16 protein-coding genes are annotated in these 14643 nt (G+C 43.1%); 5 read left to right on the forward strand and 11 right to left on the reverse strand.

Going from position 1 to position 14643, the window contains the following annotated elements; all coding sequences use genetic code 11:
• Positions 1–183: 183 nt before the first annotated feature.
• A complete protein-coding gene (locus MHO32_RS13455) occupies positions 184–642 on the reverse strand; it encodes a hypothetical protein (RefSeq protein ID WP_009699017.1) in 459 nt (152 codons plus the stop codon).
• A 110-nt stretch (positions 643–752) separates the two neighbouring features.
• Positions 753–944: a hypothetical protein gene (locus MHO32_RS13460; protein WP_005447081.1), complete on the reverse strand. Its 192-nt coding sequence runs from the start codon at positions 942–944 to the stop codon at positions 753–755.
• 486 nt (positions 945–1430) lie between these two features.
• Here MHO32_RS13460 and MHO32_RS13465 point away from each other — a divergent pair, with 486 nt between their 5' ends.
• The gene (locus tag MHO32_RS13465; RefSeq protein WP_239212446.1) at positions 1431–1823 is read left to right on the forward strand and encodes a hypothetical protein; all 393 of its coding nucleotides are present in this window, start codon (positions 1431–1433) and stop codon (positions 1821–1823) included.
• On the opposite strand, the gene MHO32_RS13470 is transcribed toward MHO32_RS13465, so the two are convergent.
• Entirely contained in the window at positions 1820–2824 is a 1005-nt protein-coding gene (locus MHO32_RS13470) for a metal-dependent hydrolase (RefSeq protein ID WP_239212455.1), read from the reverse strand. The two genes, MHO32_RS13465 and MHO32_RS13470, sit on opposite strands and share 4 nt — an antisense overlap.
• 249 nt (positions 2825–3073) lie before the next feature.
• Between MHO32_RS13470 and MHO32_RS13475 the strand changes: the two genes are divergently transcribed.
• Positions 3074–3865, forward strand: coding sequence for a CLCA_X family protein (locus MHO32_RS13475; protein ID WP_009699013.1), 792 nt, complete (start codon positions 3074–3076; stop codon positions 3863–3865).
• A gap of 114 nt (positions 3866–3979) precedes the next feature.
• A complete protein-coding gene (locus tag MHO32_RS13480; RefSeq protein WP_005447086.1) occupies positions 3980–5311 on the forward strand; it encodes an MFS transporter in 1332 nt (443 codons plus the stop codon).
• A 91-nt stretch (positions 5312–5402) separates the two neighbouring features.
• Here the strand turns inward: MHO32_RS13480 and MHO32_RS13485 are convergent, their stop codons facing one another.
• Positions 5403–6707: a ferredoxin reductase family protein gene (locus MHO32_RS13485; protein ID WP_239212456.1), complete on the reverse strand. Its 1305-nt coding sequence runs from the start codon at positions 6705–6707 to the stop codon at positions 5403–5405.
• A gap of 266 nt (positions 6708–6973) precedes the next feature.
• On the opposite strand from MHO32_RS13485, the gene MHO32_RS13490 reads away from it, so the two are divergent.
• On the forward strand, positions 6974–7306 hold the full coding sequence (locus tag MHO32_RS13490) for a PepSY domain-containing protein (protein WP_017818757.1): 333 nt from the start codon (positions 6974–6976) through the stop codon (positions 7304–7306).
• A 138-nt stretch (positions 7307–7444) separates the two neighbouring features.
• Here MHO32_RS13490 and MHO32_RS13495 read toward each other — a convergent pair whose 3' ends face one another.
• Positions 7445–7921, reverse strand: coding sequence for a YHS domain-containing (seleno)protein (locus MHO32_RS13495; protein ID WP_009699010.1), 477 nt, complete (start codon positions 7919–7921; stop codon positions 7445–7447).
• Positions 7922–8029: 108 nt separating this feature from the next.
• Between MHO32_RS13495 and MHO32_RS13500 the strand changes: the two genes are divergently transcribed.
• The gene (locus tag MHO32_RS13500) at positions 8030–8860 is read left to right on the forward strand and encodes an AraC family transcriptional regulator (protein WP_029789696.1); all 831 of its coding nucleotides are present in this window, start codon (positions 8030–8032) and stop codon (positions 8858–8860) included.
• Positions 8861–9172: 312 nt separating this feature from the next.
• Here MHO32_RS13500 and MHO32_RS13505 read toward each other — a convergent pair whose 3' ends face one another.
• The 6 genes from MHO32_RS13505 to MHO32_RS13530 form a co-directional block, all read right to left on the reverse strand.
• A complete protein-coding gene (locus tag MHO32_RS13505) occupies positions 9173–9505 on the reverse strand; it encodes a hypothetical protein (protein WP_009696276.1) in 333 nt (110 codons plus the stop codon).
• A 30-nt stretch (positions 9506–9535) separates the two neighbouring features.
• Positions 9536–9808, reverse strand: coding sequence for a DUF3601 domain-containing protein (locus MHO32_RS13510; RefSeq protein ID WP_047515937.1), 273 nt, complete (start codon positions 9806–9808; stop codon positions 9536–9538).
• Between the two features lie 242 nt (positions 9809–10050).
• A complete protein-coding gene (locus MHO32_RS13515) occupies positions 10051–10401 on the reverse strand; it encodes a DUF3147 family protein (RefSeq protein ID WP_005447099.1) in 351 nt (116 codons plus the stop codon).
• Between the two features lie 141 nt (positions 10402–10542).
• Positions 10543–11868, reverse strand: coding sequence for a sensor domain-containing diguanylate cyclase (locus MHO32_RS13520; protein WP_009696279.1), 1326 nt, complete (start codon positions 11866–11868; stop codon positions 10543–10545).
• A 443-nt stretch (positions 11869–12311) separates the two neighbouring features.
• Complete coding sequence (locus tag MHO32_RS13525; RefSeq protein ID WP_005447102.1) at positions 12312–13157, reverse strand: enoyl-CoA hydratase/isomerase family protein; 846 nt, start codon at positions 13155–13157, stop codon at positions 12312–12314.
• Between the two features lie 290 nt (positions 13158–13447).
• The gene (locus MHO32_RS13530; RefSeq protein ID WP_239212457.1) at positions 13448–14593 is read right to left on the reverse strand and encodes an AI-2E family transporter; all 1146 of its coding nucleotides are present in this window, start codon (positions 14591–14593) and stop codon (positions 13448–13450) included.
• Positions 14594–14643 lie beyond the last annotated feature (50 nt).

The following is a 14643-nucleotide window of genomic DNA, read 5'->3' on the forward strand; positions in this document are numbered from 1 at the left end:
ACAACTTGGAAAGAGCTGGCTATTACACTGCGTTGCTTTCCTTGCTCTCGAATCAATGACAACGCTCTGAATCCTGCATCTTGAAGTCACTTGGGTATAAAGGCAAACGAAATAGAAGAGCATATGAAAAGTCTCCAGCTATGCCGGAGACTTTTTGCGGTTTTATGCTTAATCCAAATTGATTTAGTCTTGTGGATTCTCTTTCGCGTTGATTTCTGCGTAGGTGTGAAGAAGCTCAGTTAGCGTTTTCACCCATGCAAAAACGTCGTTTGGTGTATTTTCTAATAGCTTTTCAACTTGCGCGCAGTGCGTTTCAAGTGTGATAGCTTCTTCTAAACGGAATGAAATCGCGTAGAAATGCCACAGCACAAGCCGAGTCATTCGCTCACTGTTCTGCTTCGCATTATCGGATTCATCAAATGCTTGCTGAATTTCGCTTAGCGCGATTGCAGTCATACGTAACATTGCATCTAGGCGCGCCGATAACATACGGTCTTCGCTGTCTACTTCTTCTTGATCAAAGGTAAACAGCTCGTTCATCACATCTTCTGGCACCATTTTACTGATCATGCGAGCACTGAACTCTTCCAGTTCATGGCGAGGCATAGTCACAAGACAATCGAACGTGTAATCACGAAGCATAAAATCACTCTATATCAGTTATAACTTTTAGAGTGCGCATTCTAAGGGCTGTGATTTCAATTGCCAGTGTTTCTTTTGTTGGATGTCCAACGAATCTTGTTCACGTCGCCTTAGTCGGTAGATTTACTCTTCTTAAAATACTGGAACACTTTCCAAACAGCGAACGCTGCCACACCAACGATCAATGCAGAGCGAAGGAGAATGGGCGCATCGTGTTCGAGTTGGGTTGCGTGAGGGACAATGCTTGCAAACAACCTGCTGGCAAAAAGCAGCCCCATCACCAACATAATAACCTTGTTCATACGCGCTACCTTTCAAAGTCGAGTCCCACGCACCAAACGCAGTTATCGAGTTGTTTGCTAAATAAGAGCCTTAGCCCTGAGTGAACTTAAAAGAATGCGCGCCATGATTGTCGTCGTCAACACCACCGAGGTCTGAAAGTCGGTAAGCTAATATTGCATATTTGAGGAAGCGCCAAGTGATGCCAATCAATTACTCTCTGGCTGCCAACCTTAACCCCCGAAGAACACATTCTGTCCCTTATTTGACCATAAATCGTAGTTTGTCATAACTTTGGAGAACTAGGAGCTTTGAATGTACCCGTGCAACCTCGCTTTTAACTTTGAGTAAGGGCTTTATAGAGATCACGAATTTTCATTTGAAATTCCATCACTTTCAAAAAGAGGAACTTGCCTCCATCAAAGTTCACCGCATTTAGTACGGCTTCCTGTGTTTACAATATTTATGAAATCAACAGCTTTCAAACGTAACACTCAGGAGGCTCACCTATGAACAACGAGGCAAAACAACTTTTTCACCATCTGTGTCATCAATACGACGAGCTGTCTCAAGACTTAGCTACTCGCCCTTTTCCTGAGCTATCAGAAACCATCCGTCACCCACTCGGTTATTGCTTTGTTCGTTGCTCTATCGCCAGTCAACGTTTTTCAATAGTGTCGATCAAGTTTGATCCTTCGGTACGAGGTCAAGGTGTGCTAACGGCTTTTATCAACTACATCAAAAGCAATCCACATCACTACCAAGGCATTGAAGTTGCAATCATCGAAAACCAAAATTTAGCGAAAAGGTTGCTATCTCTTGGGTGGGAATACAAATCCTTGTTTAGCAAACTTTTCTTCTCCAAAAAGCCCACGCTCGTTAAAGACTTTCAATGCGCCTAGTCGTCGCCTTTTAGCATATCGATAAATGCTCGTCTTGATTCAGCAGACATATCACGATGTGTCGTGTATGCCACATGAGCGCTTTCCTTAGCAGCTTTCGTAAGCTCAATGCTCCACAAGGCATTTATCTGGTTTGGCACTAGTGAGTAACGTACGTCAATGATACGCCGTTCATTGTTGGGATCTCGTACGACAAAGCCATCAGAAAACCATCGGAATCGCTCAATATCTGCGGCTTGCTGTGATGTACGGCTTAACCAAGGAAAATCTTTGCTGACATCTAATTTAGTCACAGATTCACCAGTATAGATTTTTATGTACGTCCCTACTCTTATGGCGTCCACATAGTAGTTACCATCAGCTTCGTAGATGACTTTCCAAACCAGAATGTTTGCGAACGTGGGTTTAGCTTCTAATCGCAACGGCACATGTTGTCTTGCTTTAGCCACCTTCCATCCAGCCTCTTCTGCTCTTTCTCTTTGAATCACTCCGAAGGAGAGATAAGCGAGAGCCCAAATTAAAGCGATTCGCCCGTACCAAGCGCTACGTTTCCAGAACGCAAACAGAACACCAATTAAAATTGGAAGCGTAAAGAGAAGATCGATAACAGAAACCGTATTCCACGAATAACGAGCATTGGTTAGCGGCCAGAACAGTTGAGTGCCGTAACTGGTGCACGCATCCAGTAAACCATGTGTCGCGTAACCAAGTGCGCAATACCACCAGCTTTGTTTGAACGATAACCCAAACCTTTTGCCGAGCATTGGGTATAAAGCCAATGCACAGAGCAAACTGCCAATAGGAATGAACACCAATGAATGGGTGAATTGTCGGTGGTATTCAAGAAACAACAGCGGGTCGCTCGAAGACTGAATCAGAATGTCTAAATCTGGCGCCATGCCCGCAAGCATTCCAAGCACACCTGCCGCCACTAAATGCTGTTTTTTACTTGCCGACTGAGACAAAGATGCCCCAACGAGTCCTTGAGTTAACGGGTCCATCGGCTATGTTCTTTATTTTGTCTAAAAACCAGAAAGGTTGGCTGCATAAAATATCCGTATTTAGTGAACTCGAGAAAGGAACGACATAGCGCATCAAAGTGATTGAATCTCTGAGTTATTTGCACAAGAGCACTACCTTTAGTGTAGAAGGAGTCAGTTACTTCCGCCTCTATTACGCTATAATCTGACACCTTACCTTTTGAGTATAAGTTTGAGGAAACTCAATCAACGCCAATTCCGAGGAATGCCTTGCAATTAACCAGCTTTAAATACAAAACGCGAAAAGGTCCTGACTATCGTCATGGGGAGCAAGTGTCGTTCATCGATATTAAAGAGACCTTTGGCATTGGTGGTATCCGGATTGGCAAATGGGTTAATACGGAGGAAAAAGATCTCGCTGCAAACTTGATCTTTGATTCTTTGGCTGACTTAGCTTATCTCTTAGCGTTGCCACCTTCCGCCATAGGGCTAAGAGGCAATTTGAACCTCGCCTTCGGTACAGGTGGAAGTAAAGGTGTTCAAGCGCATTATGCACCGAATCAACGCGAACTTGCTTTAGCTAAGAATGCAGGTGCTGGTGCACTTGCTCATGAGTTCTGGCATGCGTTCGACCATTACATCGCGGAAAAAGCGTTTGATATTGGTGATAGATCAGGTCCACAACGTAAGACGATATTTGCCAGTGATTGCTGGCTGCATAACGCAGAGCATTTCCCTCACCCATTAAACGAGCGACTGCTTAAGATTTTCGATACAACTTTGCTCAGTGCCGACGGACAAGATAAGCACGATTACGTGACTCGAAGCGTTAAAGCGGATAAAGCAATGGGCGCTAGTTACTTTTCTCAACCTACGGAGATGATGGCAAGAGCATTTGAAGCCGTCGTCGAATCTTGCTCGGGCATCGAAAACTCTTATTTGGTTTCCGGCACAACTAAGGCGGACGCCATTATCGTCTATCCAGACATTGCTCATCGCCAAGTCATTCACCAGGCACTGCAAGCTTATTTCAGACCGCTTGGTGAGGCATTGAGCCGATAGCAAAGAATAGCGACTATGCGCCACGAGATATCATGATTTCCCAGTACAGACCTTTACCACAGAACTAAAAAAGGTTTATACATAAACTTATATTATTCAAAGTGCTGATATTTCATGACGCTAAAACAAATTCTGCAAATCCGTAATGTCCGCTGCTTCTTAATGTTCCGAAGCAGCTACTTTGCGCGATTCTACTATCCAGTGTTCACTCTACTCTATTTAGATTACGGCTTAACACTGTCTCAATTTGCGATGCTCAACGTGGTTTGGGCTGCAACCATCGTGCTAGCTGAAGTCCCTTCCGGTGCATTTGCCGACACATTAGGACGCAAACGACTAGTGGTGCTATCTTCGATAGTGATGTTCATCGAAATTGCAATGATCGCCTTTGTCCCTACAGGAAATCCCACTTTTGTTTTCATTGTATTTTTGATTAACCGAGTGTTGAGTGGCTTAGCTATGGCATTGGCAAGCGGCGCAGATGAAGCGCTGGCTTACGACACGCTAAAAGAGCAAGGCAAAGAAGATTTGTGGCCACGAGTGCTGCAAATCCAACTTCGACTGTCTTCGAGTATCGGTATAGTCGTCACCCTTTTGGGTGCAGCCATGTACGACGTCAACTTTATGGCAAGCGTTTATCATTTCTTAGGATTCGCAGAGCCAGAGTCTACACAAGACATCATGAGAATCCCCGTCTATGCGACCTTGTTTGTAGCAATGATTGCTATCTACTCGGCATTCAGCATGAGAGAAGCGAAAAAAGTCATCCCGAGCAACAGCAGTAAGTTAGCGTCCACGATGGAGAGTATGAAGCTGACCCTCAACACGGCAAAATGGGTATTGTCGACGCCTTATGTATTGTTCATTCTTCTCTACTACAGCTTGTTTGAGCATACATCACGTATGTTTTTAACCATGAATAGCCAGTACTACCGTGCCATTGATATTCCGATTATTTACTTTGGTTTTATTGGTGCAGGCATCAGTGTGTTGCAGATTCTGTTGGCAGGACAAAGTCGTCGTTTAGCAGAAAGCATGGCTCCGAAAACGTTCATTGCAATAATGGGGTTTGCAAGTATGGCGACGTATTATTGGATTAGCCTTGGATGGTCTATTTATGGAGTCATTCCGGCGTTGATCCTTATCTTCATCATTATGACGATGAACATTTTCATTAGTTATCATCTCAACAAGAAAACGGAATCTCACAACCGAGCGACGGTACTTAGCTTTAAAGGTTTAATGTTTAACCTAGGCTACGGCTCAATTGGTATTCTTTATGCCTATTACTACAAGTTAATCTCGCAAAACTATACGCAAGAACAGATCGCACAGCACATCGATTTCATCGCTTCGCTATCTTCATTCTTTTATTACTTTACGTTCTTGTTTATCGCCATCAGCGTATTTTTCTACTTTAAAGATAAGAAGCAGACCATTTTCTAACCGCCGATATTGGCGATTCAACCCCATCTAAAGATACCAAATAAGGCGAACCAAACGGTTCGCCTTTGTGTAAACAGATAGCAATTTCTAACTACCTCAATTCAAACAACTCTCGATGAAATGACTTCGCCGGTAAACCTAACCTTACAAATGCTTTCTCAAGTGTCTTGCCTAATTCTGATGGTCCGCAGTACCACACACTGCAATGTCTAGTACCTTCTACACACTCTGTGACTTCTGCATTTCTGAATCGACCTTGTACACTTGTGTTCTTCGTATATAGCGTAACACCAGCCTTCTTTGCTCTTTGTTTTAGCTCGTCCCAAAGTGGCTTATCTTCTTCTCGATAGCTGTAAAACAAGTACACCGTTTTGCTTGCACCAACTGTCTCTATCGCAGTTAAAAATGGCGCAATACCAATGCCTGCGGCAAACCAAACTTGTCGTTCTGCATTATCTTGAAAATTGAACCGTCCATACGGTCCTTCAATACGCGCAGCTTGTCCAACCTTTAAAGAACCTTTCAACGCAGAGGTGTAATCGCCATTCGCTTTGATCATGAGCCTTACTTCACCATTTTGATGGCAAGCGGAAGCTAAACTAAAAGGGTGTGGGCGCTCGTTATCACCAAAATCGACAAAGGCAAATTGACCTGGTTGATAAACAAACTCCGCTGAATCAACTTTGAGCATGACTTCAATGCCATTACTCATCGGCTTGATACTTTGTACTTTGGCATCATGGCATTTCTTCTTACCATTCAAATTAAAGATGGTCATGAAGCACCCTACCGTTGCTAACCCACTCACACATAAGAGAATGGCTCCAGAAAGGGTTAGCCATAGACTCGCCTCAAAAAACATCACCATGTGTAAAACTAAAAACAAGTATAAATACGGAAGCACTTTGTGGGTGAGTTGGAAGACGTTGTGCTTAAACTTTTTAATCCATGCGATCAGAACAAACGCAGCGGAAAGGTAAAAGCCATACTCACCAATAAGCTGAGCAGGGTCGCCCATTGCATCTATTAGTTTCCAAAACGGGAAAGTCTCATCCTTTGGTTCGACAAAACCAAAATCCATAGCGAAATCATCACTTAAAAATGCGCCCCAATGAAACAACGCCGAAAACACGGCAGAAATACCAAGGTACTTATGCAATCGATATTGTTTATCTAACCCTCCTAACCAGCGCTCTAAAGGCCAATGTTTAACAGATAAAATCACGCACAACGACATAAGCAACATTGACACAATGCCACTGTAGTTAACCAAATAAGTGCGCACCTGCCAAAATAAGGACCATTCAAGAGTTGGAGTTCCAATTTGCAACACAGCATAAGGGACAAGTAACGTAATGAGTACAACACCAAAATTGAGCATCAAATTTCTATTCATACAACGAGTTCAATCCAATCATGACTTTAATCGTCACTAAGCTATCAATAGAAGTGTGAAAAACTTGTATAGCTCGAACCCTCCAGACCATCAGGGATGGGTTGAACGCTAAAGTTCGTTAACGCAGCGATAGACGCAGTACGACAATTCTATCGGGACGAGCTTGTTCAATGCCGTATTCACATTTCTTTTACACCGTCACCTACACTATGGAGACGACAATAAAAGACCTCTCTCAGATGAAATTAGCGCTTAAGGAGAACTCAATGAAAAAACTCATATTATGTATCGCCCTAACCGCTTTTGGTGTGTTAAGCCTGCCAAGTTATGCTGCCGCCGATGCAGAAATCATCAGTCAAGAAGATGCCATTAAAGCAGCGCTAGGGGCGTTAGATGTTGAGGTGCTAGGCATTCGTCACGATGAACCTGATACCCAGTGGGATGTGTTTATTAAACGTGGAGATAAAGCGTACGAAGTCGAGGTTGATGCTCTCACAGGTAAGATTGTTGCGGCGGAAGAGGAAAGTCTAGCCGAAGTTCAAGCAGAACTTTCTGGCGATCTTTCACATGAAGGCGTGATTGGCGATGTCGATAAATAACGAGTGAGTTAAGGGCAACATAAACCGCTCCTATTAATCTCACTTTGTGTATTCCACCCTTCTAATAGCCCATCGAAAAAAGGCGAACCAAATGATTCGCCTTAGGCGGACAGTAGGAAAGGAATTTATCGAAGACAGTTACAGCTTATCAGCGTCAACGACTTTTATGGTTGTCCAATTAGAGTTGGCATCTTGGATGAAGCCTTGTGTATCTTCCAACCAGCGCTTTTGCACCGATTTATCAAGATTCAGATATAGTTTGCCGTCTTCAATTTTCCACGCTTGAGGGTCAGTTTCGAACTTTTTACCCATCGCTACACCAAATGCACAGTAACCACCGTATTGTGGTGCGTAAGCTTGTGGATCCGTTTTGAATTGATCACGGTTTGCCGCATTAGCAAAGTGGTAGATAGCATTGTTGTAAGTGGCTGAATATTCAGGCTTGCCTTGCACTGCGCCATTATCTGTAAAGTACGCAACTGGGTCATATCCCTTGATCGCAAGATCATTAGCATCAACGCTCATGCCTACATCCGCAGCCATTAATGAAAAACTGGTTCCGAGTAAAGCGGTCATTAAAGTGAGTTTTCGACCAGTTGATTTAATGCGTGACATAGTAAGCTCCTTGTCTGTTTGTTTACCTTGTGTGAATAAATTAGCGGACTCTTCCGGTCTAAAGAGGGACTAATGACCAAAAAAATACGCAAATCGTTCGGAGGTAAAATGGACTTGTTATCACAGCTGATGGAACACTTCTCAATACGGACTGGTGTTTTCTATTCCGGGCATTTGTGTGGCATTTCTTCATTTCAATCAGACCACCACAACAGAGGTCACCTTCATGTACTCAATGCGGGTGATTTAATCTTGACGCCTGCAGGAGAAAATCCAAAACGGCTCACACAACCTTGCGTTATTTATTTGCCGAATAATACCCCTCATCGATTGGAAGGAGGTGAAGACAGTGAATTGGTGTGTGCAAACGTGGATTATAGAGGTGGTCAGATAAATCCTTTGTTGTCCGTATTACCAGACGTGATAGTCATCCCCTTTGAAGCTGCGCCAAACTTAACACCGGTATTAGATATGTTGTCTCAAGAAGCCAGCAAGAACTCCGTAGGACAGGAGTTTTTGATGGACAAGCTAAGCGACACTCTGATGGCTTTGATCTTCCGTCACTTAATTCAAGAGCAGAAAATCGAGCACGGTCTATTTGCCGCCCTTTCCCACCCTCGCCTTGCCAATGTCATTACTGAAGTGCATCAATTACCACCTCGTCACTTTCATATCAATGAAATGGCGTCCATCGCTGCGATGTCTCGGACTCAATTTATCGAGACCTTTAAACAAGTGGTTGGTGAAACTCCGGGGGATTATGTACAAAAGTGGCGAGTATCGGTCGCGCAATCGATGTTATTGCAAAATAAGCCGTTGAATTGGGTCTCTGATGAAGTCGGCTACAGTAGCTATTCTGGCTTCTCCCGCGCTTTTCAAAATGTCTCAGGAATGTCACCACGTCGCTGGTTACAAGAGCAAAAGGATGAAGTTGTTTGACGCAGCCATTTGTTTGACTAAAAAAGCGAGTCAATGACACGCTCCCAAAGGGCACTCTTTGCAAATATAAGGACCTTGGCTTGTATACTTTGTTGCCGATTCTTGATTTAGACCCACTAAACCTTTAAATCGCCGCCGCGTCTACAAACCAAGTCATTCTCGCTGAACCTAGCATCTTGAGGTTACTTGGGTATAACTACCAGAGCTGAAAAAACGGCTATCGTCTCCCTGCGTACAAGTCCCTACCACCGAGCCATGCACTGATAAAGCCGTAAAGAGCAAGATAAGGACAAACAACAGCATCTTATGCTTTCAATCCTCGTCAATCTGAGAAGTGACAAATTCATCGATAAACAACTTTCCTGCAATCGAATCGATCGCGGCGATGGCTCCTCCCGAACCGTGGTAGGTTTCAGCATATAGATTGAATACTTGACCACAGGTTCGACAGGCAAAGTAGTTACAGATTAAATCATTCCACCCTTTCCGATTTACCATCTGAGAAAAAGGCTCACCCCAACTGCCGTAACCCAAGTATTTAAGCGTTTTAGCCTCCGTTCTTTCATTGAGAAAGCACATTGCATTCGCCAAATCTTTAGGGTTGTTTATTTTTCTCGCAGCATCTGAACAATCTTCACAACTCATTTTGGTTTTCCAGTTCACCTTTAACTAAATTTATTGCTGGCGTTCAAAATACGCACCTAGCTCATGAACGATGTGTTGTTGTAAGCCCTCCCGATTGCAAAGCATGATCTGAAGTTCTCGGTTATGTGTTCGGAAAAAGAGTGATAAACCACTTTCATAAGGAACGAAGTTATGGTCAATAAACACCATTTCCTCATCAACTTGATACCGCTCACCGTTATAATCATAAAATTCTTTTTTGACTCGGTAGCGAACACCAGGATGTAAAACACCAAAGCTCTTATTTTGACAAGTGTTGTTCATTTTTCTCAACGACCCTATTTTGTTGCGTTCAACCTAATATAAGTAATCCTGCCACCTAACCACTAACAACGAAGCCAATAAATACCGTATGTTTCGGGTCATTGTTGAAGTCGATGATTGAAGTGCGATGCGCTTGTGTTGTTATCAGCAAGCGTTGCATTTATTTCACGCTTTACCACAGCAGATAGCGAATCTATTAAGGTAAACGCTAGTATGTCAGGTTGGGAGCCAGAAAAACCTTGTCACAGCAAATTGATTCCGAATTGCTTTGCTACTAAGTTTGTCAAAGCAAAACAAGCTACCGATACTACGCAGCTGATTAATAGTGTCAGCCAAAAGGAGTATTTGGTTAGCAAATACGGGAAGAGTAAAAACATTGGCAGCGTCGGCACGACAAACCAAAACGTGTAGAAAGCGTGGTTGGACAGTTTTTCTGTGCCTTGACCTTCAATATACATCCATACCAGCGCCAAAATAGTCACCGTTGGTAAGGCAGCTACCAAGGCACCAAGTTTGTCACTTCTTTTCGCCACTTCAGAAATTAATACGACGATTGCCGCCGTGGTTAAGTACTTGGTCACTATCCATAGCATTGTATTGCACCTTCAATTCACTTCGCTCCGCTCTTAAAGTTAAACAAAAACAAGGCTTTGTTTACAAGCTGATAACCTAATATCTGTGAGTCTTCTCAGACATCAAGTAAAGCTATAGGCATACTATTTGAGACTTCATTCTTAACGAGTCCAACACACTTGATTTCGCCCTGAGTTTTTCGCTTTGTATAACGCTCGGTCCGCTTCTCTTAATGCGTCTTTTAGAGAGTCTGTGCCGTCAAAATAGGCGACCCCAATACTTACCGTGATATCAATGTACATATCATTGATAAACACGGGCGTATTCGCCACTGTTTTTCTTACTCGCTCGCAGTATAGGTATGCTTGTCGAGCGTTAGTGTTTGGCATCAACAACATAAATTCCTCACCACCAGTGCGAGAAAGAGTGAAATCATGGCTCGTGTTTGCTTCGCATAGCTTAGAGAACTGAGCTAATACGATGTCCCCCACCTCATGACCATAAGTATCATTAATGCTCTTAAAAAAATCGATATCAAACACAGCAATTGAGCCTGCCGTATTCTCTTTTCTTAACACCTCAAACTTAGTCTCAAGACCACGACGGTTTAGGAGTCCAGTTAAGTAATCGGTATGCGCTTCATTTTGCAGGCTATCTCGCTGCATTTCTGAATGACGAAACTTGTTGAAGTACCTCACCGGTGTTGTCACCAATATTAGTAGCGTCAACAAAGTGGCAAAAATAACCACTCGTGGGATCAAGCCACTGTCCTCTGGCGATATTGAGATTTGCCAATTGGTGTTGAAAATCGTCACGACGCCAGTATGAATGTCACAATCAATCTCACCTTTAGAGCTGATCACTTTGTCATAATAGTTGCTGTTATCAGGATCATAGCCAACAACAGAGTAACGATTCACGTGGTTTTGGTTTAATACTTGCTCTAGTTTGCTAACGATTGATTCTAAATAGATAACGGAAGAAGAAAAACCAATGAAATTCGCATCGTCTGAGATACCTTTTCTGAGGATGAATGCTTGCTTACCATTTTGAACTAAGGTGACGGGACCTATAATCGTGTTTTTCTTACAGTTTACAGACTGGTTTGCCCCAAGTTTTCGTGTTTGGTCTTCAAGAACGTTGTGACCAATTGCCGCTTTATGCTCGTCGTAGGGATAAGCATATTGCACGACCCCTTTTGGAAGGTATAACAAGGCATCCACATTGGTATAAGTGGATAAAAGCTTACGACTAAGTTTATTAAACTCTGCTGATGACATGTCATGGTTCTTAGAAAGCACCACAACTTCTTTCAATACTTCAGCCGTAATCAATGCGTCATTAAAGATGACTTTCATCTCTTTATTGATAGCACTGATAACTTGTTCAGATTCTTTTTCGTTATTGATGGCGGTTAGTTTTGTGGCGAGTAATTCCGTTAGCAATAATACCGAAATTAAAAATACTACTTTGATGCCCCAACTCATTACAACTGTCCTAGATTAACCCACTCTCCCTATCCCTAATTCAACAACTAAAATCCGTTTAGCTTTCATTCACTGCAATTCTGATCAAGATTTGAACTTGATGCATTTAAGAAGCGGCGATTATACGCATAATTGTATACTGTTCGATGATCAAAAGGTGTCGTTACGGATAAATATTTTTATCAATCAACAGTAAATTTCTATCGATCGATTTGATTGATCGACACAATCGATTCTATTAATTAAAAATATTGACCGACACGGCAAAAACTTAATGCCTAAACTGATGAATTTTCAAACAAATCTAGCCATTTTCTAGAATTGTCACTGATAATCGTCTGGTTTACATGAGCGACAGCAAACAGAACCAAATTTACTCGTCAATTGAAGGCGAGCCAAAAAACTCGCCTTTAATCTTATATCGACAATCAAGATATGAATGATCAGTTAATGTCTTGCACCTTCATAACCAGTTCTTCCCAGTTTCTTTGGTTTTCGATATCGTGCTCTAAACCTTGGTCATCGGCAATTTGGAAACGCTTAACCGCTGGCGTTTTGCTGGTTGCTTGGTAAAGCCAGTAAGCTTCGGCTTTCAACGCTTCATCGATTGGCTTATCGATTGACTCGTACACCATTTGCTTACATGCATTAATAGATTCAGCTGGGAACTTAGAAATTCGCTGCGCTAACTCATCAACATAAGGACCAATCTCATCAGGCTCCAACGCTTTGTTTATGGTGCCGTACGCTTCTGCTTCGTCCGCATCGAAGTCGCGAGCACTCAAGATGATTTCTAGAGCACGTCCTAAACCAACCTGGCGTGCCATCCGAGATGCGCCACCACCGCACGGTAAGATGCCCATGCCAACTTCCATCTGCATAAATTTGTATTTACCGCGTGCGGCAAAGCGCATATCACATGCCAATGCAAATTCATGACCACCACCACGGGCAAATCCCTCCAACTTAGCTATCGTTGCTTGTGGTAGCTTGCTGATCCTTTCTAACACTGATTGAAGGTCAAGCAATTTCGCTTCTTCACGTGAAACCGCTTCTGTCGACATTTCTTTCAGCAATTCGGTGTCGTAATGACAAACCCAAATTTCTGGATTAGCAGATTGGAATACAACCACTTTCACGTTACGGTCACGTTCCAGACGTAGCGCTAAACCGTTCAAATCCGTCAACATTTCCTGCCCTTGTACGTTTACCGTTCCAAAATCAAACGTAACATAAAGAACGGCTTCTTCTTGTTTTGCAGTAAATGTTTTGTAGCCTTCGTAAGCCATATCCATTTCCTTTTTCCAATAAAAACATAACGTTGCAATTTACTTAAGCAACGCAATTAACGTTACGCCTCTGAAAAACATCAAACAATGACTTATAAATTGAAACAGTATTTACGAAAACTAAAAGGTTGTTTGTTCGCTTACGACTAGTCGTTAAGTTTCTAGCGCTGATTATTTGCCTTCACAAGCAACTAGAACAGCGACCTTCTAGTTGCTCGAATGATTATCAACAAGCGCACTTCACATGGGCTTGTGCGATCTCACGGTCTAACTGCCTATTCAGAACTAACTTAATCCTTGGACTCTTTAGCTTCTGTTTTCTCTTCCTGAAACTCTTCACTCTCTACGACATCAACAACGTCCTGAGTTTCCGTATCGACCCACTTCATAAACACCTGATAACCAGCAGCTAAGAATGCAGCGCCAATAAACATCCCCAAAATGCCGCCAGACATCATGCCGCCAATGGCACCTATCAACACGATCGGCATAGGCACGTCTAGTCCTCTCCCGAGGATCAATGGTTTTAAGAAGTTATCAATCAAACTTGCAGCAATAAGTAAAACAGTAAAGATGACGTTGTGAACCGTTCCGCTGTCCCCCGCCCACAACAAACCAACGGCGACTAAAGCAATAATAGTGACCGGAAGTTGAACGATAGCGAAGACTAGTGCGATAAGTGTAAACAAGGCTGCGACAGGTACGCCGGACAATGCAACGACAGCACCGAAAGCCATGGCGGTTAAAAACGCAATACCGATTATTCCTACGGCCACTTGTCTAATTGTGGCAGTCGTCAGTTCATGCAATTCCGTACCTCGCGCTTCGTCGGCAAAGCTTATGAAGATTTTTCTTATCGATTTGGCTGCTGGCTGCGCCCAAGCGAGCATAACCCCTGCGATGACGATCGCGCCAATCAACATAAATACACTTTTAGCTGCGCCGCTTGCTGTATCCACAAACCACCCAAAAAAGCCTTTGATTTGTGGTTGTCGCTTCTCTATGAACTCTGGAAGATCATCAGCCGCTTCGAACCATACTGCGTGAACTTTCTCACCAACTAAAGGCCAGGTTTTTACGCTGTCCGCGGGCTTGGTAATGACCAGAGTACCATCTCGATACGATTCAAATGCACCGAGTGTTTTCGAAGCAAAGGAGTTACCCACCATTGCTGTTGGCGTACCGAGAATCAGGACACCAATAATTGCTATAAGCGTTGCAGACCGAGCCGAACTCAACCCGAGCTTGCTTTCAATGACCAACTTGACTGGATAGAGCGCGATAGCCAACACTAACGCCCAGAGTAAAATAGGTAGGAATGGTAAAAACGCCCACCAACATACAATGACGATAAGCGTTGTGACGGAGAATCGTATCAAAGAAGTCGTGAATGCCTTCGCCAACACTTTTTCTAGGTTTTCGTTTGAATTACTCACTGTTTTTCCCTTTGGTTTCGCGCCATATTCTTATTCATCGGTAATCCGAT

This window comes from Vibrio sp. MMH1-50, assembly GCF_022347645.1.
Classification (GTDB): Bacteria; Pseudomonadota; Gammaproteobacteria; order Enterobacterales; family Vibrionaceae; genus Vibrio; species Vibrio harveyi.

Coding starts and splice junctions, on each gene's coding strand:
- MHO32_RS13455 (WP_009699017.1), bottom strand. CDS start 642: ATGCTTCGTGATTACACGTTCGATTGTCTTGTGACTATGCCTCGCCAT.
- MHO32_RS13460 (WP_005447081.1), bottom strand. CDS start 944: ATGAACAAGGTTATTATGTTGGTGATGGGGCTGCTTTTTGCCAGCAGG.
- MHO32_RS13465 (WP_239212446.1), top strand. CDS start 1,431: ATGAACAACGAGGCAAAACAACTTTTTCACCATCTGTGTCATCAATAC.
- MHO32_RS13470 (WP_239212455.1), bottom strand. CDS start 2,824: ATGGACCCGTTAACTCAAGGACTCGTTGGGGCATCTTTGTCTCAGTCG.
- MHO32_RS13480 (WP_005447086.1), top strand. CDS start 3,980: ATGACGCTAAAACAAATTCTGCAAATCCGTAATGTCCGCTGCTTCTTA.
- MHO32_RS13485 (WP_239212456.1), bottom strand. CDS start 6,707: ATGAATAGAAATTTGATGCTCAATTTTGGTGTTGTACTCATTACGTTA.
- MHO32_RS13490 (WP_017818757.1), top strand. CDS start 6,974: ATGAAAAAACTCATATTATGTATCGCCCTAACCGCTTTTGGTGTGTTA.
- MHO32_RS13495 (WP_009699010.1), bottom strand. CDS start 7,921: ATGTCACGCATTAAATCAACTGGTCGAAAACTCACTTTAATGACCGCT.
- MHO32_RS13500 (WP_029789696.1), top strand. CDS start 8,030: ATGGACTTGTTATCACAGCTGATGGAACACTTCTCAATACGGACTGGT.
- MHO32_RS13505 (WP_009696276.1), bottom strand. CDS start 9,505: ATGAGTTGTGAAGATTGTTCAGATGCTGCGAGAAAAATAAACAACCCT.
- MHO32_RS13510 (WP_047515937.1), bottom strand. CDS start 9,808: ATGAACAACACTTGTCAAAATAAGAGCTTTGGTGTTTTACATCCTGGT.
- MHO32_RS13515 (WP_005447099.1), bottom strand. CDS start 10,401: ATGCTATGGATAGTGACCAAGTACTTAACCACGGCGGCAATCGTCGTA.
- MHO32_RS13520 (WP_009696279.1), bottom strand. CDS start 11,868: ATGAGTTGGGGCATCAAAGTAGTATTTTTAATTTCGGTATTATTGCTA.
- MHO32_RS13525 (WP_005447102.1), bottom strand. CDS start 13,157: ATGGCTTACGAAGGCTACAAAACATTTACTGCAAAACAAGAAGAAGCC.